This is a genomic window from Saccharicrinis aurantiacus (genome assembly GCF_001660705.2).
Taxonomy (GTDB): Bacteria; Bacteroidota; Bacteroidia; order Bacteroidales; family Marinilabiliaceae; genus Saccharicrinis; species Saccharicrinis aurantiacus.
Window position 1 is genome coordinate 1 of record NZ_LYBV02000003.1, and the last position, 26851, is coordinate 26851.

20 protein-coding genes and 1 riboswitch are annotated in these 26851 nt (G+C 34.6%); of the genes, 3 read left to right on the plus strand and 17 right to left on the minus strand.

What is annotated here, in order from left to right:
• Positions 1-60 precede the first annotated feature (60 nt).
• The 5 genes from A8B35_RS02275 to A8B35_RS02295 all read right to left on the minus strand — a co-directional run bounded on the left by A8B35_RS02275 (position 61) and on the right by A8B35_RS02295 (position 6501).
• The gene (locus A8B35_RS02275) at positions 61-645 is read right to left on the minus strand and encodes a penicillin-binding protein activator LpoB (RefSeq protein ID WP_075601826.1); all 585 of its coding nucleotides are present in this window, start codon (positions 643-645) and stop codon (positions 61-63) included.
• A gap of 90 nt (positions 646-735) precedes the next feature.
• Entirely contained in the window at positions 736-1278 is a 543-nt protein-coding gene (locus A8B35_RS02280; protein ID WP_075601827.1) for a DUF6913 domain-containing protein, read from the minus strand.
• 5 nt (positions 1279-1283) lie between these two features.
• Complete coding sequence (gene ligA / locus A8B35_RS02285) at positions 1284-3308, minus strand: NAD-dependent DNA ligase LigA (RefSeq protein WP_075601828.1); 2025 nt, start codon at positions 3306-3308, stop codon at positions 1284-1286.
• A gap of 129 nt (positions 3309-3437) precedes the next feature.
• The gene (locus A8B35_RS02290) at positions 3438-4538 is read right to left on the minus strand and encodes an NHL repeat-containing protein (RefSeq protein WP_075601829.1); all 1101 of its coding nucleotides are present in this window, start codon (positions 4536-4538) and stop codon (positions 3438-3440) included.
• 10 nt (positions 4539-4548) lie between these two features.
• Positions 4549-6501, minus strand: a complete 1953-nt coding sequence (locus A8B35_RS02295) for a TonB-dependent receptor (RefSeq protein WP_075601830.1) — start codon at positions 6499-6501, stop codon at positions 4549-4551.
• Positions 6502-6582: 81 nt separating this feature from the next.
• A riboswitch (cobalamin riboswitch) is annotated at positions 6583-6784 on the minus strand.
• A gap of 211 nt (positions 6785-6995) precedes the next feature.
• Between A8B35_RS02295 and A8B35_RS02300 the strand changes: the two genes are divergently transcribed.
• Positions 6996-8090, plus strand: a complete 1095-nt coding sequence (locus A8B35_RS02300) for a YncE family protein (RefSeq protein ID WP_075601831.1) — start codon at positions 6996-6998, stop codon at positions 8088-8090.
• 68 nt (positions 8091-8158) lie between these two features.
• On the opposite strand, the gene A8B35_RS02305 is transcribed toward A8B35_RS02300, so the two are convergent.
• From A8B35_RS02305 to A8B35_RS02315, 3 genes are read right to left on the minus strand one after another with little or no spacing between them, the layout of a single operon-like run.
• Positions 8159-8569, minus strand: a complete 411-nt coding sequence (locus A8B35_RS02305; protein WP_075601832.1) for an acyl-CoA thioesterase — start codon at positions 8567-8569, stop codon at positions 8159-8161.
• 8 nt (positions 8570-8577) lie between these two features.
• Positions 8578-9423, minus strand: coding sequence for a carboxylating nicotinate-nucleotide diphosphorylase (nadC, locus tag A8B35_RS02310; RefSeq protein WP_222844085.1), 846 nt, complete (start codon positions 9421-9423; stop codon positions 8578-8580).
• On the minus strand, positions 9416-9823 hold the full coding sequence (locus A8B35_RS02315; RefSeq protein ID WP_075601833.1) for a DUF4783 domain-containing protein: 408 nt from the start codon (positions 9821-9823) through the stop codon (positions 9416-9418). Before A8B35_RS02315 ends, nadC begins: the two co-directional genes overlap by 8 nt.
• 187 nt (positions 9824-10010) lie before the next feature.
• Between A8B35_RS02315 and rlmH the strand changes: the two genes are divergently transcribed.
• On the plus strand, positions 10011-10484 hold the full coding sequence (rlmH, locus tag A8B35_RS02320) for a 23S rRNA (pseudouridine(1915)-N(3))-methyltransferase RlmH (RefSeq protein ID WP_075601834.1): 474 nt from the start codon (positions 10011-10013) through the stop codon (positions 10482-10484).
• A gap of 20 nt (positions 10485-10504) precedes the next feature.
• The gene (locus A8B35_RS02325; RefSeq protein ID WP_083634272.1) at positions 10505-14191 is read left to right on the plus strand and encodes a sensor histidine kinase; all 3687 of its coding nucleotides are present in this window, start codon (positions 10505-10507) and stop codon (positions 14189-14191) included.
• 15 nt (positions 14192-14206) lie between these two features.
• Here A8B35_RS02325 and A8B35_RS02330 read toward each other — a convergent pair whose 3' ends face one another.
• The 9 genes from A8B35_RS02330 to A8B35_RS02370 all read right to left on the minus strand — a co-directional run bounded on the left by A8B35_RS02330 (position 14207) and on the right by A8B35_RS02370 (position 26841).
• Positions 14207-14785 carry a response regulator transcription factor gene (locus tag A8B35_RS02330; protein WP_075601836.1) on the minus strand — a complete coding sequence of 193 codons (579 nt, stop codon included), beginning with the start codon at positions 14783-14785 and terminating at the stop codon, positions 14207-14209.
• A 12-nt stretch (positions 14786-14797) separates the two neighbouring features.
• Positions 14798-15523, minus strand: coding sequence for a hemerythrin domain-containing protein (locus A8B35_RS02335; RefSeq protein WP_075601837.1), 726 nt, complete (start codon positions 15521-15523; stop codon positions 14798-14800).
• A gap of 189 nt (positions 15524-15712) precedes the next feature.
• A complete protein-coding gene (locus tag A8B35_RS02340; protein WP_075601838.1) occupies positions 15713-17521 on the minus strand; it encodes an arylsulfatase in 1809 nt (602 codons plus the stop codon).
• A 34-nt stretch (positions 17522-17555) separates the two neighbouring features.
• Complete coding sequence (locus A8B35_RS02345; RefSeq protein WP_083634273.1) at positions 17556-18557, minus strand: family 43 glycosylhydrolase; 1002 nt, start codon at positions 18555-18557, stop codon at positions 17556-17558.
• Between the two features lie 31 nt (positions 18558-18588).
• The gene (locus A8B35_RS02350) at positions 18589-20154 is read right to left on the minus strand and encodes a sialate O-acetylesterase (protein WP_075601840.1); all 1566 of its coding nucleotides are present in this window, start codon (positions 20152-20154) and stop codon (positions 18589-18591) included.
• 78 nt (positions 20155-20232) lie between these two features.
• The gene (locus A8B35_RS02355; protein WP_075601841.1) at positions 20233-22332 is read right to left on the minus strand and encodes a glycosyl hydrolase 115 family protein; all 2100 of its coding nucleotides are present in this window, start codon (positions 22330-22332) and stop codon (positions 20233-20235) included.
• 16 nt (positions 22333-22348) lie between these two features.
• The gene (locus A8B35_RS02360; protein WP_075601842.1) at positions 22349-23578 is read right to left on the minus strand and encodes an SGNH/GDSL hydrolase family protein; all 1230 of its coding nucleotides are present in this window, start codon (positions 23576-23578) and stop codon (positions 22349-22351) included.
• A 137-nt stretch (positions 23579-23715) separates the two neighbouring features.
• On the minus strand, positions 23716-25365 hold the full coding sequence (locus A8B35_RS02365; protein WP_075601843.1) for a T9SS type A sorting domain-containing protein: 1650 nt from the start codon (positions 25363-25365) through the stop codon (positions 23716-23718).
• A gap of 51 nt (positions 25366-25416) precedes the next feature.
• Complete coding sequence (locus tag A8B35_RS02370; protein ID WP_075601844.1) at positions 25417-26841, minus strand: right-handed parallel beta-helix repeat-containing protein; 1425 nt, start codon at positions 26839-26841, stop codon at positions 25417-25419.
• Positions 26842-26851: the final 10 nt, after the last annotated feature.

A 26851-nucleotide genomic window follows, 5' to 3' on the forward strand; every position in this document is an offset into this window, starting at 1 on the left:
GAAGTGGTGAGTGGTAAAATAAAAAGGCTATCATAGCTTTAAATGATAGCCTTAATGGTTTTATTTATTGATGTATTTTTTGATTTTTTTATCACCAATCCAAACGATCTCATTTGTTTCCAAATCAGATAGCTCTAGATTTGTCTGGTAAAAATTAACGCGTTCTTTTTTGTAAGTATCTACAATTGAATTGATATCGCCATTAAGCATAAAATCAGCTCCTAACTCTTTACCCCATTTTTTTGCTGTTGCTGATGAAGCAAATTCTTGTTGTGCAGCGCGTTCGCTTCTTAATTGCTCTCTTTTGTCGGCAGCTTGCACCAAACGAACTCTACCACTGTTAATAAATGATCGTTCAACATCTTTAATGAATGTTGCAGAGTTGATGTGCTCGTGTGACTTGTTTGAAACTAGCCCAACCACAACAACGGGTTTGGCTCCATCATTTGCCTTAGCAAAGTTATCTATCCAACCACCGGATAAAATTTGATCAACCATAGCTTCAGCCACCATTTTTGAGTCAGCATCATTCCATCGTCCACTTAAATCAATAGTTTCATCTGGTGATACGCGTTCTACTTTATGTGAGCATGAGCTCGCAACTAAAGCAATGAATAAGAGAAATGATAATAATTTAGTGTTCATACTTTATTGTTTTATTTTTTTGATTAATGGGATTTAAATGTAGCCCCAAGTTATTTGTTCAAAAAAGGTTAAAAATATAATCGGTTGAAGTTACGAATTTATTATAGTAATATAATGCTGCATTTGTTCTGTAATAAAAAGTGGGTCTTTTTGCGTTTCTTTGATATTTAATAAAAGATCGTGTGTGTCAGCCTCAAAACTTGAGCAGCCTACTTTAAATTTAGCATTAGATAGTTTAACAACGCTTTCTATTTGATAGGAGTGTTCTTCGTATAAATTCACCAATACATCATGCGATTTATTAAGAACGGTTTTTACCTCAACTAACTTTGGGATGTAAAAATAGCTAAAGTTATCATTTGTAAGATAGTGGTGTTTTGTATCACTAATTAGATTAGAAGCGTTTTTTTTGTTCGAATATCCAATTACTTCACAGTTTAAGTTTCGCTCTGCAAAAAATGCCTTCATTTTTTGAATGGCTTTAATGCCTTCCTCATTTGATATATTACCTACTATTAGTGCATTTTGTGCTTTATGAATATTGCAGACTTCAATTTGTCGATTTAACTTTTTCTGCTGTTTTTTAATTAGGTACTTAGATATACCAACTCTTGTTTTTGTTATAATATTCATTGGTATTATTTATTTAGTAAGGCTATAAATTCAGATTCGTTTATTATTTGGATACCTAGTTTTTCTGCTTTACTGAGTTTACTAGGGCCTGTTTTTTCGCCAGCAACAAGATAAGTAGTTTTAGAAGATACACCACTCAAGTTTTTGCCTCCATTTTCTTCAATTATTTTCTTTACTTCATCGCGGCTGTAATTGGTAAAGGTTCCACTTACCACAAATGATTGGTTGGTAAAATTCCCTTCTAAAATTTCTACCTTTTCAGATTCTAATTGAATACCATTTTCTTTAAGTCGATTAATTATGTCCGTATTTTCCTCATCAGAAAAGAAATTTGTGATGCTTTCTGCAACTTTTGGTCCAATATCATCTGTTTCGATTAATTCTTCTTTAGTTGCCTTAGATAGAAGCTCAATATTGTTGAACTTTTGCGTTAGCGTTTTTGCAACTGTTGCTCCAACATGCTTTATGCCTATACCAAACAAAACGGAAGAGAAGGGAATGGTTTTGGATTTTTCAATGCCATCCAATAGTTTTTGGGTTGACTTCTCTTTAAAGGAGTAAACTTTCTTTCCGTCTTTTGATACAGATTTAGATAGTCCAATTAATTTCTCATAATTCAGATCGTAAATATCTGCAATGTTTTTAACAAGCCCTTCTTCAAATAGTAGATCTACAACTTGCTCACCAAGAGAATCGATGTTTAGTGCTTTTCGGCTTACAAAATGCTCAATCTTTCCTTTTTGTTGTGGTTTACATCCTTTATCGTTGGGGCAAAAGTGAGATGCTTCGCCTTCGGGTCTGATCAATTGAGTTCCGCATTCAGGGCATTGAGTAATGTATTCCACTTTTACTGCCGAGTTGTCTCTATCCTTAATTTCAACTCGTGTAATTTTTGGAATAATTTCGCCTCCTTTTTCAACCCAAACATTATCGTTTTGATGTAAATCTAATTCGTTAATAATATCGGCATTGTGTAACGATGCTCTTTGCACTGTTGTTCCGGCAAGTTGAATGGGAGAAAGGTTGGCTACAGGCGTAATTCTTCCAGTTCGGCCTACTTGGTAACTTACTGAAAGTAATTTTGCTTTTGCTTCTTCAGCTTGGAACTTGTAAGATATTGCCCATCGTGGTGATTTTGCAGTATAACCCAATTCATTTTGTATATTGATATCGTTTACCTTAATAACTATGCCATCAATTTCAAAGGGCAAACTGTGTCGTTTCTCATCCCAATCGGATATAAATGTATTTATTTCATCAAGAGAATTACACTTTTTGTAATCAGTAGGTATCTTAAAGCCCCACGATCGTGCTATTTCTAAATTTTCTGTGTGTAGGGTTGATGGAAGATTGTCTCCTAGTATATAGTATAAGTAGCAATCTAGTCCTCGCTTGGCTACCTCACTACTCTTTTTCATTTTTAAGGAACCTGAAGCTGCATTTCTGGGATTAGCGAATGGAAGCTCTTCATTTTTAATACGCTCTTGGTTTATTTTTTCGAATTGTGAATGTGGCAAAACAATTTCACCCCTTATCTCAAATTTATCTGGATAATTACCACTTAATTGTAGGGGGATGCTTTTTATGGTTTTAACATTTTCGGTAACATCATCGCCTTTTTCGCCATCGCCTCTAGTTACAGCATGTTTTAGCAAACCGTTTTCGTAATTGAGGCTAATCGATGTTCCGTCGTATTTTAATTCACAAACGTATTCAACATCACCAATGCTCTTATGGACCCTGTCGTGAAAATCAGATATTTCATTTTCATTATAAGTATTCCCCAATGATAGCATCGGATATTGGTGCGTAATTTGGGTGAAGTCGTTTGAAATATCGCTGCCTACTCTTTGAGTAGGGCTATTGGGGTCGTTAAATTGTGGATTCTGCTTTTCGAGTTCAATCAGTTTGTTCATAAGTTGATCAAAGTCGAAGTCGCTTATTTCGGGTGTGTTGTTTACGTAATAATTGTGGTTGTGCTTATTTAATTCAGCCCTTAAGGCTACTATTTGATTTTGTATGTCGCTCATATTCTATTTGCAAATTCTGTAATGCAGTAAAAATACAATTTTGATTGGAGAGCTTAATATAAAAGACAAAAAAAAGCATGTTCTACACATAGGTAAAACATGCTTTATTGCATTATCCTTAAATAAAGATTATTTTGTCACATCAACTATCCATCCGGGTGAAATACCTGTCGCATATTCTTCAATAATATTTCCCTCTGTATCATAGGTTTTTAGAAGACCATTTGTTGTGGTGCTTTGTGATATCATAACATATATTAAATTAGAAGTGATATTGTAGTACACGCCATTTATGCCACTAATATTATCAACAAAAGGAGTTTCGTCAAATGTTTTGCTGTTAGTGTTAAAAGAATAAATACCACCACTATAGCCATTGGCACCATAGCTTCCTCCAACAACATAAAGTTTTGATTTGTCGGTATTGAAAGCTAATACAGAGCTGTAGAGGCCGCTTATTCCTTCAAACTTGTAATTGGCTTCAAGTTCGTTTGTGGAGGTGTTGATATAACCTAAACCTGGTTCTTTTATTAACTCAATAACTCCATCAGTGTAACTTGATACAAGAGATACGTATAAGTTATTGCTATTATCTTTAATAAAATAGGTAGAGACAGCTGGTAAATCTTCGATGTAGGTAATTTTTTCTGTGTTTAAATTTACCATTGCGATTTTGTTGGTGTAATTTAAAGTGCAATAAAGAGTGTTATCTACTATTGCTAGTCCTTCTGGACCATCTGGTAACATTATTTTTTTTTCAACGGTATTTGTGTTGATGTTATACTTTGCAATGTAACTTTTTTCTCTGTTCTCAGGAGCCCAGATATCACCGCCCCAACATGAGATGTATAAATAATCTCCGTTACCTACGCAAAAACGTGGCTTAATGATATCTTCAGCAACACCATTTTGAGTTTGTGTTAAATCATCAGCACTTACATGGAATATTTCATCTTTAGCATTTCCCATAAAGTAAATGTTTCCTTTATATTCATAGGCATATTGTGGTTTTCCAGACATGCTCACGCCATTGGCACTCTCATAAGCTCCGTTTTGTACTGTGTTGTTTTCTAAATCAATGTATGATAATGAACCAACTGTAGCACTATAGCTACCGTAATTTAAAACGTAATGTCCTGTTATTTTTAAAGATGGTTTGTTGTCATCATCATTGGAGCAAGAAGCGAATAAAAAAGGTAGTGCTAAAAGTAGTAATCGTAATTTGTTCATGGTTTATGTATTAAAATGTATAATTAATTCCTATTCTATAATTTATTTCGGGCATCGCATAGTTATACTGATTTTGATATTCTTCACTCAGTAGATTGTTTATGTTAGCCGAAATGGTGAGTTTGTTTTTATTAATATTCATGTTATAGGCACATGATAGATTGATGAGTTTGAATGCATCTAATTTTCCTCCTACCTGATTGTATTTTCGTTCGCCTACATATGAGCCATCAATACCGACATCCCATTTTTTATACTGATGCTGCATGTATAGGTTGCCATTGTATATAGGAACATACTCAATTTGTTCATTTAGTTTGTCTGTTTCTAGTTCTGATTTTTTTCTCTCTGCAGAGTTGTATGAGAAGTTACCACCAAGAGTGGTTTTATGTTGGCCATAATTGCGAGTAAGCGAACCACTAAACTCAACTCCATTGCTAATTACGTGGGCAATATTTTCGGCATACCAACCATTGGTACCTTGAATCCACATTAACCAATTGTCAACATCCATATAGAATGCATTTATTTTTGCATTGGCTACCCACTTATCATCAAGAGCATATAAGTAATTAAAACCTAGTTCGTAGCTAGTGGCATCTTCCGGACTAATGTTTTTATTTCCTGTATACCCATCCTGACCCCAAAACCTATCATTCAGAGTGGGGATTCTATATGCTCTTTGTAAACTTCCTAAAACAGATATTATACTCTGAGAATTGTACCAAAGGCGGGCATCAAACCCTAATGAAGGAGTGAATGGTGCACTAAACTCAGTAACAACTTGCTGCCTTAGGTTTAAGGTAGTTTTTAACCAAGGGCTTGGCTTATAAAGCAGGGATGCAAATACTGAAAACCTGTTCTCATCTATATTATCATCATAAGCATATACATCAGGTTTAATATAAACATTGCGCATTCCGGCTTTAACGCTTATTTTATTGTACTCTTTAGATGCACCTGTTTCGGCAATAATTCGTTGAGTTGCTATTTTTTGAGCTTTATTATTGTAGTCAATGGCATTATCAAAAACGTATCCAGCCCCTATGTAATAGTTTATGCCATTTGTTATGTTGTCAAATTGCACCCATGTTCGTATGTTTTCATCCTCAAGGTATCTGGTGTTCGGGTTTTGATTTTCATTCATGTTAGGTTGACCTTCGTGTCTGTTTTTAGCCAACCAAATTACGGACGAAATGCTCTTGTCTTTATTCCACCTATAGTTAAGTTGTTGTATGAAATTGAGGTTTTCTATGCGTGCATTTTTTTGTGTGTCTCTTGTAAATTCTTGTTTTTCAAAGTCGTAGCTTGATGTATTGGTAAATGGGAAGTTATTCTCTTTTTCGTAATAAGCTAACCTTGATATTGATTCGAATTTGCCATTGCTTGCAAATACTTTAGCACCGGCCATGTATTCACCAAAACTGCCTGCGCTTAATTTTACCTCAGAGTTAACTCCTGCGTTATATTTGTTTTCTAAGCCTAGGTTTACGTTTCCTCCTATTGAGCCAGATCCTTTTGTAGCTGTTGAACTACCATAGGTTAACTCTACTTGATCAAATAAAAATACAGGAGCATTACTTGAATTATAACTTCCTAGGGTTTGAGAATTTATTTCTAATCCTCTAAGTTTAACAGAGGTGTGATTGTCTGAAGTACCCCTTACTCGAATGGAAGAAAGTCCGCCAGCATCAGATTTAACGTATATGGGCTGGTATCTTGATATTAAGTCACTTAAATTACCTGCCTCTGTTGTTTGTTTTTGCATTGGCGTAAATGTTTCCTTTTTACCACCAACCTCATATAGGTTTATTTTTTTACTTACTACATCTACATTATCTATATATACGGTATCTAGGCCTGCTAAAAAGAGCGACTCTTCTTCAGAAAATGTGTCCTGTCCGAATAATTGAAATGAATAAAGTCCAATAATAACTAAGCAAATGCCTAATTTTATATACATCTGAAAAAATCATAAACGCAAGGGGAGAAATAGAAAAGACCTTCAATTAAGAATATCCTTAACAGCCTAGCTCCCGAAGCTTTTGTTAAACAATATTTGGTAGGTCTTCTGGCTCGTTTCTTATTATTGCTACCTTCCCATTAATTGTATTAACAGTGGTGTGAGATGCAATAATTGTTTAGAAACTTACAGCTGCGGGTACAGCTCCGGAATTTCACTAAAGTGATCACCGGATTCCCTTTTAATCCATAAAATTTATGGAACCAAAATTTTGCGCAAATATAATTGATGTTTTTATTCCGTGCTAATGTTTAGGTATAAAAGATGAAAATATCTTCTATATAAATATTCTCTTCTCGATGGGCTATTAATTTAAACTTAATTGGTGATGTTTAATAATTTCATAGATATTACACATTAATTAATAGGTAATCTTATATTTGCACTTTGAAAATTATATTGTTAGTACGTTTTAAAAAATCAGAATAATCAGAATGAAGAATTTTTTTCCAAGCATATTATTGGTTTTTTGTGTAATATCTGTTTCATGCAGTATCAACAACTCCAACTATGGTAAAGAAACCTCTATTGTAGGAACCTTTGTAATGAACCAAGGTAGTGGTAGTGCAAACGGAAGTGTTACGCATTATCATGCAGATACTTTAACCAACGAGCTTTTTAACGAAATAAATGATAGACCATTAACAGGAGAAATGTTGGCGGCCTCTTTCGGATCGGAAAAAGGGTATTTTTTAATGTCGGAGGGGAATAGTTCTGTTATCGAAAAAGTGAACCTTGATGATTTTAAATCAGAAATGACATCAGCGTCAGTGGCTAATGCCACAGATGTGGTTTGTGTTTCTGATACCTTTGTTTATGCTACAATAGCAGGAGCAGATGAAATGACTTCAGGAGAACTTTTAAAAATAGATGCGACAACTCTTTCAATTAAAGAAACCATTAAAGTTGGAATTAATCCTACAAAAATAGCTTACGATAAAGGTAAGTTAGTTTATGTTGCTAATACAAGTGATCTTGAAAATGGTATTATGATTGTTGATTTAGTGAGAAATCAGACTATCGATACTGTTAAGATTGAAACATTAGTTAATCCTGTTGATATGGTTATTGATGTACATAGTAACTTGTGGGTATTGTGCGAAGGTGAAGGTGAAAGTCCAAAATCAAACGCGGGTTTAGTGCGTATTAGTTATACAGCTAATGATGAAGGTGAGCGTGATGTGACAAACTTACCTTTTGACGGTGGTTATTATGGTAAAGGTAGACGAGGAATATCAACTTCTTTAGGAGGAGGAACTGTTTATTATATAAATAAAGGTGCTTATTCGTTTAACGTTAATGATTTTGATAAGTTAGATGCCGATAATGATTATGGATTAAACTTTAAAAAAGTGTTTGGACAAGATTATGCAGATGTAGTTTTCGATGCAGTAGATGTTAGCTCAAGAAATGGAATGTTTTATAGTACTTTATCAGAAGAATCAAAGGTGATTGTATTTGATAGCTTTGGTATTATGGAAGAAGAGATTGAAGTGGGTACTAAGCCAAGAAATTGTTTGTTCAGATAGAATCTTCTCAAAACGATTTTGAAAATATAAAAAATCCCAATGAAGTTAACTTCACTGGGATTTTTGTTTTATGATCGTTGATCAATAATATTTTGTAATGGTTTAATAATTTCTTCAGAAATACCAAGCTTCCCATTTATTAAGCTAGTGGTTGTCACAATACCTTTTAAGCAAATTTTATTATCGCTGAGGCGATATATGTCTTGATGAAAGATATACTTAACTCCTTTAAGTTCAACCCTTGTTTTTACAACAAACTTGTCGTTACTTTTTAGTGGAGTTTTATAGGCTAAATCGATACGAGCAACAACAGCTACTATACCATCATCAAACAATTTGGAAAAGTTAAGCCCAATGGAGTCTAAAAACTCATGGCGTGTATGCTCTAAGTAATTTTGATATACTGAGTTATTTACAATGCCTTGTAGGTCGCACTCGTAATCCCTTACCTTAAATTCAAGTTCGAAGTCGTATTGCATAATTTGATTTATAGAGCTTTTAAACTTAAATCTAAACTTTTAATATGGTGTGTTAATGCACCAACCGAGATATAATCAACTCCGCACTCCGCATAAGCTCTAATAGTTTCAAAAGTAATACCACCCGATGACTCAGTCTCAAGTCTTCCGTTTATTAGTTCTACTGCTTTTTTAGTATTGGCAGGAGTGAAGTTATCAAGCATAACTCTCTGCACTCCCTCAATGGCGAGTACTTGATTTAATTCATCAAAATCTCGCACTTCAACTTCAATCTTGAGATTCTTATTTTTCTCTATTAAGTATTGCTTAACTTTTGCTACAGCTTTTTCAATGCCGCCAGCAAAATCAATATGGTTGTCCTTAAGCATCACCATATCGTATAGTCCTATTCTATGGTTTACACCACCGCCAATTTTTACAGCAAGTTTTTCAATTTCTCTTAGGCCAGGAGTCGTTTTTCTAGTATCAAGTATTCTTGTGTGCAAGCCTTCTAGTTCAGTTACATATTTGCGCGTGTTGGTAGCAATACCACTCATGCGCTGCATCATATTAAGAACAAGTCTTTCTGCTTTTAGTAAATCAAGCACTTTACCCTCAACTGTTAAAACAACATCTCCAGGTTTTATAACTGCACCGTCTTTAATAAATGTTTCAATTTTAATGTTAGGATCAAATCTTCTGAAAATGTGTTCGCCAATTTTTACACCTGCTAAAACTCCATCTTCTTTGGCTAAAAGTTGCATCTTACCAATTGCGGTATCCGGAATGCATGATTGAGATGAGTGATCACCATCTCCAATATCTTCTTTAATTGCGTTGTCAACAATTGTATTTAAAACTGACTCATTAATCATCTTCTTGTTCTATTCTTAATTGATGTATAAAGGTTTTATCTTCAGTTGTTTTTGTTAGAAAATAAAATCTAAAAATATTATTTTGTGTTTTGTATTTCCCAATAGCAAATGAAGAGCTTTGTCTGTTGCTTTGGTGTATTATTTTAAAGCTTTGGGCTGGGTTGTTTTTAAAAAAGCTGCTCATTACTAGTTGAGCTTGTTCTTTGCTGAAAACACCTGATTTCTCAGGCAGAACTAATTCTATTTTAGAATTGAAGTATTCTGATAACTCAGGCGAGTTTGCACTCTGTGTTGCCTTGGTAATTTCCGCAGGAAATTGAGCAGAACTCTCTATAGTAATTCCCATTAAAAGAAGAATTACAAGCAATGGTGTGTGTATTCTAAAATTTAGGTTTGTCATATTTTTATGTTTTGGTCAAACAAAAATAACCGATCCAAATATTAATCCACTATATCTTTACTTATTTTTGTTTATTTGTGATGCATTTTTTACTTAAATGGTATAATATTAGTTATGTATTTAGTATAATATGGCAATGCGTATATTATTTTAATACGTTTTACGTAACATTAGTTTTTTTGTTAGAATGAAAGTAGTTTTGGTTGTAATTGGTAAAACCGATGAGCAATATCTTGAAAAAGGGATTTCTAAATTTATAGATAGACTTAAGCATTATGTGCCTTTTGAAATGAAGGTAATTCCTGATATTAAGAATACAAAGAATATGAAAGCTCTTCAGCAAAAGCAAAAAGAAGGGGAGCTTATATTGGCTCAATTACAATCGGGCGATGAGTTGATATTATTAGATGAAGGAGGTAAGAGCTTTTCTTCTCGTGGTTTTTCTAATTTTATGGAGCAAAAAATGCTAAGAGGATTAAAGAGACTGGTGTTTGTAATCGGTGGACCTTATGGTTTCTCCGATGAAGTTTATAAAAAAAGCAATGGAAAAGTATCTTTATCAGCAATGACATTCTCGCACCAAATGGTACGCCTTATTTTTGTTGAGCAAATTTATCGTGCTTTTACAATATTAAAGAATCAACCATATCATCACGATTAATTTCTATTGAAAACTAGTTTATGAGTCTATCTTCAATGATTGATAAAATAAAATCCATTCATGTTCTGTTTGTAGTATCTGTATTATTGTCAATAATATTTGCCTCAATATACAAGCATAATACTGATGGTGCTTTTAATCTGCGTAGCTTTAGAACTACCTTGATAGAAAAAAAACATGAAGCTCAGGAATATTCCACTGGTGTGCTTAAAGCATTAGATAAGGAAACTCCATGGAAACTTGTAGAAAAATCTTTAAACGATAAACCCGAGGGGTATGATTTTTTAATTTACGAGAACGATTCGTTAGTGGCATGGAGTGATCAAATGCTCTCTTATAAAAACGAAGGTATTCAGCAGTTCGACCAGCAAGTAGTTAAGCTTGAAAATGAGTGGGCATGGGTTCATGTATACAAGCATCATAAGCAAAAAGTAATATCCATTATAAGTTTAAGAAAAGAGTATCCTTATAATAATGCATTTTTACATGATGCCTATACAATTGCTAGTCCGTTTAATGATGATTGTAAGTTAATTACCAAGCAAATTGAAGGTCAGCTTCAGGTTACTGACGAAGATGGTACTTTCTTATTTTCAATTGAGAATTGCCAAAAAGAGAATGTAATTTATGCTTATATAAGCATAATGTTTTTTATAATTTGCCTGTTAATTTACTTTAGCGTTATTATTAATGAACTGAAAAAAGCCAAATCGAATAAAGTTAAGTGGATTATTTTTTATGGCAGTACATTATTTATATTTATACTTTACGCAGCACATAGTTATTTAAATTGGCCAGGTATTCTATTTGAAACGGCCTTATTCTCACCAATACATTTTGGCGTAAATAGGTTTTTATCCAATCTTGGTAGTCTGTTATTTTTTGCAATTCTAGTGTATATGCATGCACTATTGTTTTATAGGTATATAGATTTAGGTAGCTCTTCTTTCGGAGGCGAAATACTTTGGCGCAAATACCTGATGTTAGTTTTCAATATTGTGATAGGGGTTGCAATTTGGTTTGTAGCTAATCATATTATAATTGAAATGTTCGATCATTCTCCGGTAGCAACGCTTGTATTTAAGGTTACCGATATTCAAGTATACGGAGTGGTTCGAATCTTTATAACTGCCCTTCTTTGGTTGTCTTCGGTTCTTGTGTTAGAAAAAATGTTGAGGAGTTTTTACTTGCATTTTACTAAGCGACTACAATTAATTGTATTGTGTGTTGTAGTAGCCATTTCTTTATTGTTTTGTCATAATCTTCTGCATTATATTATTCAGGTTGGTGTTATACTGTTGTATATGCTGTTATTATGGATCAAACAAAATCCGAACAGACACGCTTATACTTCTTTTATTTGGTTTATATTTTTCTTTGCAGCTTATGCAGTAGTTGTATTTTTAATTCATTATGTAGATAAAGAAAATGAGGAAAGGCGTTTACTGATTGATAATCTTTCTTTTCGATTAATATTAGAAGAGGATCCTCTATCAGAGCTACTACTAAAAGAAAAAGAACAACTTATAAATAAGGATACCTTTTTATTGCAGGAGCTTACAAAACCTAATATGGATGTAAGGCAAATTCAGCGACATTTATCAAAAGTCTATTTTGATGGGTATTTGTCGAGGTATGATTTACAATTGATTCCATGTTGGCCTGGGGGCGAGGTTAGATTAACACAAACCGATAGCCTATATGATTGCTATAGTTATTTTAAAGGAATTTTAAAAAATCATGGTACCAAAGTTTTAGGTAGTAATAACTATTACTTTATGAGTTCGCCGGTTGATGTAATTACCTACTTTGGGGTGTTTACCTTTTACGCAAATTCAGATCAAGAAGTAACTTTATTTTTAGAGTTGGTTGCAAAGCCGTTTTTTGAAGGGGCTGGATATCCAGAGTTGTTGCTTACGGAACGTGAGCGAAAGTTAAAGGAGCCTTTTACGCATTATTCATATGGTAAATACGTAAATCAGGAATTGGTAAAACAAACCGGAGATTTTTCGTACTCAAAAGAAGTTTTTTCAAAGGGTTCAGAACTTGAAAACTATGGAACCTTTAGGTATAAAGGTTTTGATCATATGGTGTATCATCCTGAAGATGATGTAACTATTATTTTGTCTTTGCCAGTGATTGACTTTAATATGTTGTTGGTTGCCTTTTCTAGTTTCTTTATTTTTTATTTTGTATTTGGTTCAATACTCGTATCCATCATCAAAGTAAAAAAAGGGCAATTATTTAGGAATTTCTCTATTCATGAGCGGATACAGGTATCCATCATAAGTTTAATGTTTTTATTACTTATAGCTATTGCAGGGGGGTCTGTTTGGCAAAGTTTAAATAGGTTTGAGGAGAAAAATCATCAAATATTATCAGAAAAAACCAAGTCTATTTTGATGGAGCTTGAACATAAAATAGGCTCAAAAGTAGACATCACAGAAGAGGATGAAGCTTATTTAACTTCTTTACTTACTAAATTCTCAAATGTATTTTATACAGATATAAATATGTATAGTCTGGGAGGACGGTTAATGGCCACTTCTCGACCAGAGTTGTACGAAAAAGGATTACAGAGTCACTTAATGAATAGCGCTGGCTTTTTGGCAATGAGAAATAATCTCGAAAACGAATTTATCCAATATGAGAAGATTGGTGACCTAGAGTTTTTGTCGGCATACGTTCCTTTCTTTAATAATAAAAATGAAATAATGGCTTACATCAATATGCCTTATTTTATTGGTACATCAGAAATTAGAGAAGAAGTATCTTCTTTGGTAATGGGGATTTTGAATTTTTATTTGATCTTTTTAATTATCGTTTTTGCATTAACAGTTGTCATATCTCGACGAATTACCTATCCACTTTTAGTGGTACAAGATAAAATGAGTCGTTTGCAATTGGGTGTAAGAAACGAGAAAATAGAATATAAATGGAACGATGAGATAGGTAAGCTTGTTACTGAGTATAACCGAATGGTTGATGAGTTGGCAAGTAGCGCTGAGAATTTGGCAAAATCGCAACGAGAATTAGCTTGGCGCGAAATGGCACAGCAGATAGCGCATGAAATTAAAAATCCGCTTACGCCGATGAAGTTGAGTATTCAATATTTGGAGTTGGCAAGGCAGGATGATGCGGATGATTTTGATATGAAATTGAAGCGTGTATCATCAACTTTAATTGATCAAATAGATAAGTTGTCATCCATTGCTTCAGAGTTCTCTAATTTTGCTAAAATGCCCGCTGCACAGCGCGAGCAAATCAATATAATTGAATCGTTGTTACAATGTGTTCATTTGTTCGATAAAGAAGAGAAGGTAGTGTTTAGGGTGATAAATAGGGTAGGAGGAGAGTATCTGGTTTATGCTGACCCTAAACAGCTCATAAGTGTATTTAACAATCTTATTAAAAATGCAATGCAAGCCATCCCTGACAAACAAGATGGATTAATTGAAGTGCATATTGAAGATGTTGACGATAATATTGTTATTAGAGTAAAAGATAACGGAAGAGGTATTCCGGATGAGATTAAGGATAAGTTGTTTATGCCAAACTTTACTACCAAATCATCAGGTATGGGCTTAGGTTTAGCAATTGTAAAGAATATGGTAAATATTAATAAAGGTGAGATTTGGTTTGAGACGGAATTAAACGTAGGTTCTACTTTCTCAGTTAAGTTTCCTAAGAATGACCTTTTAAGTTAGACAATTGAAATTTAATTAAGATATATCCTCAACTGAAATTATTTGGTTCAATATTGAATAAACAGTTAAACCCGAAACGGTTTTAATACCTAACTTTCGCGTAATGTTTTTTCTATGAGAAATAACCGTGTGTGTGCTAATGTATAGATTGGTTGCTATTTCTTTGTTGGTTTTTCCTAATGCAATTTCGCGCAATACATCCTTTTCTCTATCGCTTAATTCTTCAGAAGCAGTTTCCTGTTCGTTATGAATGTCAATGCTCTTAATAATTTCTCCTAACTTATTAAGAAGCGTGGATTTTGAATCGAAAATTGAAATTTGAGTATTGCTACTATCTAAATTTAATGGCGAATTAAAAACAGAAACTACTTCAATCTCATCATTAGAATCTTTTAATAATTGCTCCATATTTAAAATAGAGCTTATCGAGGTGTTAATTATAAAAATGTTCGGAGCAGTGTCTCCAATTGTTTCTATAATATCATCCGTTGATGCGGTTTCCTTAATATCAATTCCACCCTTTAATTCGTTTAAAACGCTAATCAGTCCTTTTCTAACAAGGTACGAAGGCTCACATATAAGTACTTTGATCATAATTACAAGAGATTAAAAGTTTTTAATTTCCTGTTCCATTTGTCTCACTTTTGGGATGAGGATTTTCTCTTCAATTTTAGAGTGAATTTGAAGATCAGTTTCTAGTCTGAATATCTCATACAGAAGAGAATTGTACTTGCAATTATCAGTAGGAGGTGCTAAATACTTGATGAGAATATTCTTTAAATCGAATAACTTTTCTTCGATATCACTATGCTCATCCAAATAAATATCAATGCCATATTCTTCAAAGTTTTGGATAAAATCATCCGTCTTTTTTCCTTGATTGATGCATTCTGATAAAGCACTAATATAGGGGAATACAGTTTTTTCTTCGAGACCAATATGTACGCTTAACTCACGCATATAGTCGGTGAAGAAGTTTTTAATAAGCTCGTAGTTGGCACTGGAATCTTTTATTTCATCCACTAAGGATACAATCTTTTCATTAATCTCAGGTATCTTGTGATCAAGATAACATTGATGTGTTCTGCGCAAGAAACCGATAAACCACTCTGCCTTAAAAACTAAAAATTTCTCTTTCGGAAAATAGTCTGCATCATGAAATACATTGGCTAGTTGTAGAAAAAAATCAGTGTTCACATTATTTTCAATGCAAACCTCATCAATCGATTTTTCTCTAAACCCCAAAGGAATACCAATTCGTTGAATAACAGCAAGCAGTTGAAAATCCATATGGATTAAATCTGCCATTTTCATTTCTGCAGTAATAAGCATAATTATAAATTTTGCCTAAAAATACTGTCTATTTTTATTTTGTCCAAATAAAGAGAAGCTTTTGCGTGAAGATTATTTTAATTGAGATGTGTTCATATAAGATTCTAGAGATTTATTCAATCAATATCTTATAAGGCATCTGGTAATTATTCATTGTAAAACATTACCAGATGCCATGTATTTAATTATCTAGTTTGTTTTTTTTATATAAACATAAAAGGCCGAAAATTTGATAGCATCTTCTCCTATGAAATTAGCCTCTAGGCGTTGACGGCCTTCGCACAGATATGCTTTAAAGCTTACATTGTTTGCATTCATATCAACGTTTTCTTCCATGTGAATTCCTTCAATATCTAATATGGCTTTATTTATGTTTAGCTTTACCCCTGCAGGGCGTGTTTCGTACCAGGGTAATTTTGTGCCCAATACCGGAACGGTATCTGTAAAAGCTAAATCAGATTCTTTAGGCCATCTGCGTAATTCAATTTCGTATTCACCTTCTTGCTGTATATCAACCATCCAATATCCTGTACCTAATGCAGGTTTCTTTCCTTCGTATGGGTTTCTGATATATGTTTGACTCCAAGTTACAGGAGAAAATGTATGTAAATCGTGGGCTGTTAATGTATAATCTGTTTGATGAGGAGCTCCAATTTTATAGGCTTCAAAGCGTCCAAATTCTCGAGAAGTATATGACCACCATTGTTCGTATGCTGCACGCATTTCTTTCACCTTTGAGGGATACTTTTTAGCAATGTCAGTTTTCTGAGCAGGATCTTTACTTAAATCGTATAGTTTCTTTCCGTTAATCAAACGCCAGTTATCATCCATTACTGCACATTGACGCCATTTTTCGGGTTGCTGAATACGATTGTTATCTACCACACAATAACGATGTGACCAATCTTTTATTTCTTGGCGCATCAGTGGAGCTAAGTCTCGTCCATCACGCCCTGTGTTTGGGTGGTTGTTTAATCCGCATAAGCTAACAAGGGTTGGTAATATGTCAAAATTCATGGCCAATTGGTTTACATCGTACCCACCTTTTATTTTTCCATCTTCCCATCTGATAAAGAAAGGAACTCTGTGTCCGCCCTCGTATGGTGAGCCCTTATAACCATTCATACCAGCATTATATATATACTTGCTTTTACCATCCTTAATTGTATGATATGCTGCACCATTATCTGTTGTGAAAATCAGGATTGTATTGTCTTTTATTCCTAGTTTATCAAGCTTTTTCTCTAATAAGCCTATGTTATCATCAATGTTTGTAATCATCCCATAATAAGCTTTTTGAGTTTCGTTTAAAAGTTTCTCTTTTTTATACTTGTTGAAGTATTCTTCAGGAACATTATAAGGGCCATGAGGTGCATTTGGCGAGATGTAAACAAAGAATGGTTCATCTTTTTTATTCTCAATAAATTCAATGGCTTCAGAAAAGAACACATCAGTACAATAGCCTTCGTATTTCTGAGGGGTTCCGTTATGCCAATAGGTATCGTCAAAGTAGTCGTTGTTCCAATAGTCAGGAGTTTGCCCAACACCACCAGCACCATGTGCTACCGTTTCATCAAACCCTCTATCTTCGGGTCTGTAAGGATATTCATCACCCAAGTGCCATTTTCCAAACATGGCAGTATTATATCCATTCTGTTTAAACACTTGGGGCATAATGGTGAATTTTTCGCGCATTAAACTGCATCCACCAATGGTATGCCATACCCCAGCTCTGTTACCTTCGGCACCAGTCATTAAACCAGAACGACTGGGTGCACACGTGGTTCCTGCATGGAAGTTGGTTAAGCGAACGCCCTCGTTGTGGAGTTTATCCATGTTTGGCGTTTTAATAATTTTATTACCTAATGCTGCCACATCGCCATAGCCTTGGTCGTCGGTGATTATTAAAATTACATTAGGTTTTTTATTCTCAGCAGCGTGAGAAAAGCTGACTATTGCAAACAATAATAAGACTAGTAAAAAAGTAATATGTTTCATTTGAAGTATAGTTTTAAATCGATTTTATTTTTAGTTATTTTTCACTTTGCTCTACCCAAAAAAGTTTGTCAACACTTACACCCATATCAGGGTATACAACGCTTGAGATGTACCATTGACCATCTTCGCCTTGGAATATTTCTGGTGCATGTGCTTTTAATATGGTTATTTCCTTTTCGTTATCAGTTCCAAAGTTGTTGATATTATCTGAAGCATAAACATGAGCATTATGGGTGTAGGCACCCATTAAACTTACACGATCCCATTGTCCTTTTTGCCAAGAACATACAAAAAGATAAAAGGTATTGTTATAAAAGATTACTGAAGGAGATTCTGGATCAAAATCATTGGTAGTTAAAATGGTTTTTGCCTCACTCCACTGTATTAAGTCTTTAGAACTTCGCATGCGTACGCACTTTTCTGAACAATAAGTTATATAATAAATACCTTTGTATAGAATTAGGTTAGGATCACGAGCACCTAATTCTTCTTCGAATAAAGTACCTCGTGGTGTCCAGTTAAACAGATCAGGAGAAGTGGCTAAGCGTATGGGGCTATGGCCATAAACCATATAATAAAGCTCTTCTTTTTTTACAATGTAAGGGGCATGATTAGCGTTGATCTCACCTGGTCGTTCTTTGGGAGGAAGTATTTTGGCCTTATCAGCATAGTGATCTATCTCAACAGATTTTTTAAAGTCTGTTACTTTAGAAACTGCATGAAAGGAAGCATATTCTCCTTGGTGAATATTGCCTAACTTAGGGTCGGTATATGGATGGGTAATTCCAAATATGTGCCACAAGCCATCGTTATGTTTTACAAAACAATGATCATTAGGAATCCATCTTTCATACCATTCGCCTTCTTTTAATTCTTTGGTATCGGGACCAAAAAAGTAGTCGCCCTTCGGTTGATAAATTTTAATATAATTATTGGCTTGTTTAGGTACCAAAATTCTATTTGTTTGCGCAGGGACTAGCTGTGTGCACAGTACAAGCCCCATAGTAAACAATATTTTATATCGAACAGTTCTCATTTAAATTGATTTTATAAGCTATATATCAATATTATTTTTTAGAGTGGTCAAATTGATAACGATACTGTGCTTTTATTTTACTTTCCGAGGCAATGGGCCAATTATCGGTTCTGAAACAAGCTACGGGTAAACTATTTCGGTCGTAAAGGTTGCTCTGTGGCATATCAGACCAAGCGTAGCGAACCGCTACCGGATTCTTGATTTTATCAGAAGATATCTCTACTTGATTTTTGTTGATAATTTTAGCGTCGGCCCAAACGAACTTCTGATCGGAGCTAGCAATTGCAAAACCTTTGATAGTATTCGAATTAAAAGCATATAAACCTTTATCTACATTTTTAAAGGTGATGATGATTTTATTATTTTTAATTTCCATAGATTGATAACGAGGGCTTTTACCTACAATATCATATCCGTAAGTTTCATCTAAAGCCAAGCGCGCTAAGCGCTTACCCATTTCTTGTTTGTTGCGGTAGTGGATGTCGTTGCTTTCACCTACATCCATAGATACTACTTCACCAGTGTTCGGTAATGAAAGGGTTTTAGACATTCCCTCACGCAGTTCAGCCCATGAACTATTTTTTGGCTCTATATCGGGTTCTTTCATGCTCGCAATTTGAATCCAATAAAAAGGAAAATTACCCAGCTGCCATCGTTCACGCCACGTGTTAATCAGTATTGGAAATAAATCGCTGTATTGGTCGCCTCGGCCAAGGTTACTTTCACCCTGACACCATATTGAACCTTTCATTCCATAACCCACAACAGGGTGAATTACTCCGTTGTAACCATTGGCTGGTCTATTTTGTGCTGTGCGAATGTCGCGAGGTGGAAATATTTTCTTACCCGGTTTTCCCGCCTCTTCCCAGGCTTTGTATTTTTTCTTGGAATCGACGATCATTTGGTCGGAGAATTGAGAAATTCTCCAATCCCAATCTTCCAAAAACTCCTTATGCTCATAGTTTTCTTCAATGGCATCACGAGGAATCCATGTTTCTAGAGAAGATGCTCCCCACGAAGCATTAATTAAGCCAACAGGGACATCTAGTATTTGGTGTAATTGTTTACCAAAGAAATACCCTGCTGCCGAGAACTTAGGTAATGATTCAGGTGTACATGCATACCATGAAGAATCTCTAATTTCGGTTTGTAGTTCAGGGCTTCCTACCAAAGGAATAGAGAATAATCTGATTTCAGGAAAGTCTGCTGCAAGTAGTTCTAGGTCGGAATGGTTTGAGTTTTCAACGCTCCACTGCATATTTGACTGACCTGTACAAATCCAGACTTCACCAACCAGAATATCCTCAAAAGTGATTTTGTTCTTTTTGCCCTCGATGGTCATGATAAAAGGGCCGCTAGCTTTCATCGGATCAAGCTTAATCTTCCATTTGCCATTTTTGTCAGTTGTTGCAGTATGCACTTGGCCGGCAATTGTTACTTTGACGGTTTCTTTTTTATCGGCAGTACCCCAAATTGAGTTTTGCTGATTGCGTTGCAGTACCATTTTGTTGCCAAATATATTGGCTACTTTTACTTCTGCCTGAGCACCAATGCTAATTAATAAAAATAGTACGATGTGTAAAAAAGAGTTCTTCATTTTTTAAGTGTGTATATTCGATTTAAAATTTAACCTTATCTAAAAATATAACGGTCTATAGAAATAGTTTAGACCCTTCTATTCTGCATTTTCCATATAAATAAGCTCCTTTTGATACTCGCTTTCAAAGAAGGGCTGGTATTTATATTGAATGCCTGGAGTTTTGCTATTGCGGTTTTTATACTCTAAGTTGAAGTACTTAAGATCTTTTACGTGTGCTATATAATTTTCTAATACCTCCTCAATTCTATATGTTAAAGCAGTTTCATCCCAGCGATACCAATCTTTGAATTTGCCAGAGCCACTTTGTTCTATTTTTGTTTCAATTGAATTGGCTTTTCTGGCATGTTCCAAAGCTGCATATGCAGCCAATTGACTTTTATGATATTCTTTATTGAGGTAGTAATTCAAGGATTCCGTAAAATCACCAGCCATTGAGGTTAAGTGAAACATTTTCTCAGTAGGTAATGCCATGTCAACATTATAAAAGTTTAATTTTCCACCAGTCAATGTGCTTTGAGCATTAAAAGTATGCTGTACTGACACTGCCCATTTAGATTCGGCAGAAAGGTAAACTTCCTTATAAGCTTCAAGAATAAAGTTCATCTTCGAATGAAAATCTTTAAGTTTTAGAAACTCCTTTCGGCCATTGCCCGGAAATTCCTTCTTCACAAACTTGTCGTTGAATTCTTTCTGGTAGGCCATGTTTAATAGTTGCTCCACGTAAAAGAAGAACCACTCATCACCTGGTTTACGCTCAGGATCTCCTAAATCGAATTGATTCGAAAAGAAGTCTTTATAGCTTTGAATAATGGCAGGCGAACTGGTGTCAAACTTATTGTTAACATACCAATCGAAATAATAATCTCCGGATGCGTATTCCTTATAGCTATCGAAATTATTCATGTAATTTACCATTTGCTGCACGCCAAATATTTTCTCTTTAAAATTACCCACATTCAGCACAATCATATCAGTAAAGCCATGGCTGATTGCTTTATCCATTTCACGATGCAGAACATTGGGGTGAATTGTGTTAATACGTAAATGTGTTTTACGGTTGTGATAGGAAACGTGCTGATAAATACCCTTTCCTAAGTTTTTGTTTTTTATAGATTCCCACGTGCCCTTAGGGAATGCTCCGTATCCTTGGTCGGAATAGAGAATCATTGTTTGTGTAGGGTAGTTTAATAAACCCTTGCGATACATTCCTCCTAATTCACCCCATAAATAGCCACATACTAAAGGTGTTTCGTTACCAGTTATTTCTTTAATTAAATTGTATTGGGTTTGTATTACTTCATTAACCACTTTTGCTTTATCAGCTAATGGACTATCATGCGAAACTGTTGGGTCGTCATTCCAAAAAGGACCATCGAGATATCCTCTGAAATTAAGGGTCCAAATTACATTTTTACCTTTTTGTCTTTCAATGGCATCTCGCCAGAATTTCACAAAATGTTCTTTGTGAGTAGACCATGAGTAAGGAATATTCTTTGGCCAATATAATGGTACACTTCCAACTGGTTCTGCATGATGCTGTGCTATATATAAGCCCATATCAGAGGCCAGTTTAAGGTGAGATTCATCGGCTAAAACTAATGTTGAAGGAATAACTCCTGTCATTTTAAGGCGCAGCATAGTTTCAAAAAAATGCTCCATAAATTCCAGGTTAAAACCATATTCTTGTTTTTCCATCTGAAACCCAACAATTAAATCTTCATCGTTAACAAAAAATACTCGATGTTTAAATGTGTATGGTTGAGAAGTAATAGTGCCTGCCTTAACTGCTATAGAGGCTACGGGTTCAGGAACGATATCTGTGAAATAAACAAATGGATCGATGCCTAAATAATCTTCAGAAAAAGTATATATACCATGAAGTAAGCCCAATTCATCAGAACCAGTAAAGGTAACTTTACCATTGTCGATTTCAATTTTAAATTTGTCAAACACATTCCAATCCTTATCGATATTTAAAATAATATCAATTGTAGTTCTTTGGGATTCTGTAGTTCCAAATCTTCTTTGAAAATCTTGTTGTAATGCTTTTTGTGCAAAGGTAACAGCTACAGATTCGGTATTATTATGGATGCGAATATTGTTATATAACTTAACATTTTTTGCATCTACCAAAATGGTGATTAATAATAGGATGCCTAAGAGTGCTCTTTTCATAATTATATAATTAAAATTATTCAGCAACCACTAAAAACTGACCAATTTGAAATTCCTTTCCAGGAGCTAGTTTTACTAACTTAATGGTAGTAGTATGTGAGCCAGCTTTTATTTCGTTTAAGAATATGTATTTAGATTGAGGTTTTCCACTTCGTGACTTTATATCAACTAATCTAGGCGTATCACCATCGGTTGTTACTTCTACCTGAATATCACCCTTGGCTTCTAATTGAGCAGTAAGACCTAGCATAAAACCATCCCATTTAAAGGTGAAGCTCTCACCAATGATTGTGGTTTTCATTGCTTTGTCAAATAGCGTTCTTTTTCCTCCATTTTTGTCTGTTAAATCATCATTGATATCGATATCGTTACTTAAATCAACCTTTTCCCAGTTAGAGGAAAACTTGGCTTTGCTGACAGAAACCATTGAAGCGCCCGAGAATATGTTTTTTTGCGATGGTGCTGGTATTACATTTTTTCCAGGCGTACCATAGTTTTCTATTTTCTTTAACGAACGTACTAAAACATCTCGATAGATATCATGTCCGGCTTCAAGAGGGTGGGTTCCATCTTTGGTGAAAATAATTTTACCATTTGCAGGGCCATCTCCTTTTTTAAAAACGAGTTTATCTTCATTGAGTAGTTTTACTACTTCCACACCAAAATCGATAGATGTAATACCGTAATGGTTCGCCACCGGTTCCATATTTTTACCCGCATTGGTCTGATTTCCTTTTTGAATATCGGCAATCATACCTTTAGATATGGTATATACTATGCATATTTCGGTATTCGGATTTTCTTTCCATATTTGGGGAATAAGGCCTTCTAATGCTCGTCCTTTATATGCTCCGCCATTGTTTACGCGGTACTCAATAAAAACCATATCTGGTTTATGTATTAGCAAGTGGTTATTAATTCTACATGCGCCATACTCAGGGCCAGTTCCTCCAATAGCAGCATTTATTTGGGTGATGTTGGCTTTAGGATATTCATTTTTTAACCACTTTAAAGATTTGCTACGCCACAATCCGCCATTGGTAATACTTCCACCAATGTATCCAACTTTAACATCTTCGCCAGCTTTTAGCTTTTGAAAGAAATTAGGTAAGCCATTTCTAATTCTTAGCTCTTCGGTTTTTGTAGGATCAAAATTATGAGGAGTGGTTGTTTTAGATACTTGAGCGTGTATTGAATTTATACTAAAAAGTGCTAGGATAAATGTTGCTATAATGGTATTCTTCATAGGTGTATTTTTACCGAATTAAAATATTTTACTTAACTATTTGAATTAACTTTTTTATTGCATCAATTGCACGCTTTAGCATTTGTAGTTGGTGCGAGTGATATGTTTCAAAACTGTTCTTCTGTCCATAATTATTTCTAATACTTAATAATTAACTTTTCAGTAGTTTGTTCTCCGCTTTCTAGCAGTATATTGACCATATATGTTCCAGGTTTTAAATCTTTAATTTTCAAGAAATTACTACTGAGTTCACTCTTAGTGTAAAATTTCAGTTTATTACCAGACAAATCGATAATTTGAACTGATTTAATGTTTATCGTATTTTTAAAAGATAATGAACCAGAAGATGGATTGGGATAAAATGAGCACTCTTCCTGATTTACTTTTGTGACTGATACGTCGGATTTTGTTTCGACTACAATAGGCTTTTGCAGTCTGATAGCAGGTAAATCGAAATACACATCTTTAATTTCAACATTGCTTGGTACAACGTTTTGACCTGCTTTAATTAACACATCACCCGTACCTTCATCGTTCCCTCCCAAATGAATTTTAGCAGAGTTTTCATCTCCTCCTAAGAATTTGTTAAGGGATACTGTACCATCTTTTTTAATTCCAATCTGAATGTTTTCACCTTCGTTAGCACTAAAGTAGTTACTTACTTTGGTTGATTCATTAAAGGTGTTTCCTGCTACATAAATATTTCTAGGGCCATAGGCATGTACATCTCGTTTACAATCTTTGTTAATATGCCCTTCTTTGGCACATGAAGTATCTGCTCTGCGCTCATTACTTCCATACACATTGTAGGTCCATGTGGGATAAGTATTACTAGGCTGTTGTTGAGTAACACGTTTATGCCCTTCGGTACCATTTATATGGATATACATGTACTTTTGCTCCACAGTGTTATCCATGTAAAAGGTATTGTCGTATATTTCCATATTATGGGTGAATTGCTCCATATGGATAGGCTGACAACCACCTCCTGCATCATCAGTCATACCATAAAAGGTATTATTTTGAATAAGTACATCTTTACTCTGTACCATGGCAATATGAAACTGTTTACTCTTATCAAAAATACAATTGGTAATTTCGGTACCACTCAAACTTGTACTTTCAGTATATCTTCTTCCTGTTCCATCGCCACTATCTTCGCGGTCGTTTCCATTATCTGATGATATACCTGTTTCGTAACCTTCATGAAAGATACATTCATCAATGATCACTTTATCTACCGATACAATTACTTCTCCTCCTCGTTTGATGGTATTGCGATTAAAGATTTGCAAACACATTAAATCAATGTTGCTAAATTCACACCTAATCAGCTTTAAACCATCAGTGGGATAGGCGTTAATTCCAGCAATACCCATCCATTTAGAATTGGTAAATAGCACATCTTCAAAATAGTGCCCTTTACTTTTATTAAATCTGAAAATTGGATTTCCCCAGCTCTTCTGGTTATGGCCTCCATCTAAGGTGAGTTTGCTTATATGTGCGTTGTTGCCTTTAGCATCAATAAGAGAGTTCTTCACAGCAGCCAGTTTAATAATTGTTTCATCCATTCCACTCCCTTCTAAAATAAGGTCATCATTTTCGAGGCTTATGGTTGAGGTAAAGTTATAAGTGCCAGCTGGAAAAATAATTTTTGTAGTTACACCATCCTTCATCCAGTTAATAATTTGGCTAATATTATTTACATCAGCTGTTTGTATTTGTGCTTTTGTGCTAAAACAGACCGCAAAAGCAATAAATATGAACCATGCATTTTTTGTTTTCATAGATGTTATTTTTAGATTGGTGTAATTGTAGTTTTTAGAATTAACGAGGTGTTAATTGATCACTACTTCTTTGATTGTAGAGTCAGAACCGCTTGTTTCTACTATAATTGGTTTTTTAATACGTACAGCCGGTAAATCAAAGCATACATCTTTAACACTAACATTGGAAGGAAGTATATTTTGACCAGCTTTGATGAGTACATTACCAGTGCCTTCATCGTTTCCTCCCAAATGTATTTTGCGAGTGTTGGCATTACCTCCCTTAAAATCATTGAGTGATATGGTACCGTCTTTTTTAGTTCCAATTTGGATATTTTCACCTTCGTTAACGCTGAAATAATTTTTAATTTTGCTTGATGCATTAAAGGTATTCCCAGCAATATAGATATTACGAGCACCGTATGCATGCACATCACGTTTGCAGTCTTTGTTTATGTGACCTTCTTTGGCACATTTAGTTGAAGCACGTCTTTTGTTACCTCCATGCACATTGTATGTCCATGTTGGGTAAGTACTACTTGCACGTTCTTGTGTAACACGTTTATGCCCCTCGGTACCATTTATATGAATATACATATAAGGTTGTGATACTGAATTAGACATGGAAAATGTGTTGTCGTATATCTCAATGTTATGGGTGAATTGCTCCATATGAATAGGTTGGCAACCGCCTCCAGCATCATCCGTCATCCCTTCAAATACATTGTTTCGTATAATTACATCTTTGGTTTGTACCATTCCAATTTGGAATTGGGTGCTTTTTTCGAATCGGCAGTTTTTTATTTCAGTTCCACTGAGGCTTGTGCTTTCAGTATACCTTCTGCCAGTACCATCTCCGCTATCTTCACGGTCGTTACCATTGTCAGATGCAATTGCATTATGGTAGCCCTCATGAAAGGTGCAGCCATCAATAACGATTTTATCTACCTTAACAATTACTTGTCCGTTTCTATTGTTGGTATTTCTGTTGAAAATATGAATAGCATGCAAACTAATATTTTTAAAATGGCAATTTTTAAGCATTAAACCGTGAGTAGGGTAACCCGAAATAGGGCAGATAGCATTCCATTTAGAATTAATAAAATGAACGTTGGTAAATTGATGACCTCTGCTTTTATTAAATCGGAATATTGGATTACCCCAAGTTTTTTGATTGTTAGCTCCATCTAATGTTAGATTACTTATTTGCGCATTATTTCCCTTGGCATCAATAAGTGAATTTTTTATAGATGTTAATTTCAAGATGGTTTTATCTGCTCCGCTTCCTTTAAGAACAAGGTTGTTATTTTCGAGACTTATGGTAGATTTAAAGTTATAAGTTCCTGCCGGAAATATGATTTTAGTTGTTTTGCCATCCTTCATCCAATTAACTATTTGGTTTGTATTTTTAGGGTTGGCCGTTTTGGTTTCTGCCTCTGCTTGCGTAAATTGAGTAAAGGCAATGAGTAGTATTAGCAATAATCTTGTGTAAAACATATTCATTTTT

Excerpts from the sequence above, each read along its gene's own strand:
- A8B35_RS02365 (WP_075601843.1), bottom strand. The coding sequence starts at position 25,365 with ATGAAAACAAAAAATGCATGGTTCATATTTATTGCTTTTGCGGTCTGT.
- A8B35_RS02340 (WP_075601838.1), bottom strand. The coding sequence starts at position 17,521 with ATGAAACATATTACTTTTTTACTAGTCTTATTATTGTTTGCAATAGTC.
- A8B35_RS02355 (WP_075601841.1), bottom strand. The coding sequence starts at position 22,332 with ATGAAAAGAGCACTCTTAGGCATCCTATTATTAATCACCATTTTGGTA.
- A8B35_RS02295 (WP_075601830.1), bottom strand. The coding sequence starts at position 6,501 with ATGTATATAAAATTAGGCATTTGCTTAGTTATTATTGGACTTTATTCA.
- A8B35_RS02345 (WP_083634273.1), bottom strand. The coding sequence starts at position 18,557 with ATGAGAACTGTTCGATATAAAATATTGTTTACTATGGGGCTTGTACTG.
- A8B35_RS02325 (WP_083634272.1), top strand. The coding sequence starts at position 10,505 with ATGAGTCTATCTTCAATGATTGATAAAATAAAATCCATTCATGTTCTG.
- A8B35_RS02280 (WP_075601827.1), bottom strand. The coding sequence starts at position 1,278 with ATGAATATTATAACAAAAACAAGAGTTGGTATATCTAAGTACCTAATT.
- A8B35_RS02305 (WP_075601832.1), bottom strand. The coding sequence starts at position 8,569 with ATGCAATACGACTTCGAACTTGAATTTAAGGTAAGGGATTACGAGTGC.
- rlmH (WP_075601834.1), top strand. The coding sequence starts at position 10,011 with ATGAAAGTAGTTTTGGTTGTAATTGGTAAAACCGATGAGCAATATCTT.
- A8B35_RS02275 (WP_075601826.1), bottom strand. The coding sequence starts at position 645 with ATGAACACTAAATTATTATCATTTCTCTTATTCATTGCTTTAGTTGCG.
- A8B35_RS02315 (WP_075601833.1), bottom strand. The coding sequence starts at position 9,823 with ATGACAAACCTAAATTTTAGAATACACACACCATTGCTTGTAATTCTT.
- A8B35_RS02300 (WP_075601831.1), top strand. The coding sequence starts at position 6,996 with ATGAAGAATTTTTTTCCAAGCATATTATTGGTTTTTTGTGTAATATCT.
- nadC (WP_222844085.1), bottom strand. The coding sequence starts at position 9,423 with ATGATTAATGAGTCAGTTTTAAATACAATTGTTGACAACGCAATTAAA.
- A8B35_RS02335 (WP_075601837.1), bottom strand. The coding sequence starts at position 15,523 with ATGCTTATTACTGCAGAAATGAAAATGGCAGATTTAATCCATATGGAT.
- A8B35_RS02290 (WP_075601829.1), bottom strand. The coding sequence starts at position 4,538 with ATGAACAAATTACGATTACTACTTTTAGCACTACCTTTTTTATTCGCT.
- A8B35_RS02350 (WP_075601840.1), bottom strand. The coding sequence starts at position 20,154 with ATGAAGAACTCTTTTTTACACATCGTACTATTTTTATTAATTAGCATT.
- ligA (WP_075601828.1), bottom strand. The coding sequence starts at position 3,308 with ATGAGCGACATACAAAATCAAATAGTAGCCTTAAGGGCTGAATTAAAT.
- A8B35_RS02360 (WP_075601842.1), bottom strand. The coding sequence starts at position 23,578 with ATGAAGAATACCATTATAGCAACATTTATCCTAGCACTTTTTAGTATA.
- A8B35_RS02370 (WP_075601844.1), bottom strand. The coding sequence starts at position 26,841 with ATGTTTTACACAAGATTATTGCTAATACTACTCATTGCCTTTACTCAA.
- A8B35_RS02330 (WP_075601836.1), bottom strand. The coding sequence starts at position 14,785 with ATGATCAAAGTACTTATATGTGAGCCTTCGTACCTTGTTAGAAAAGGA.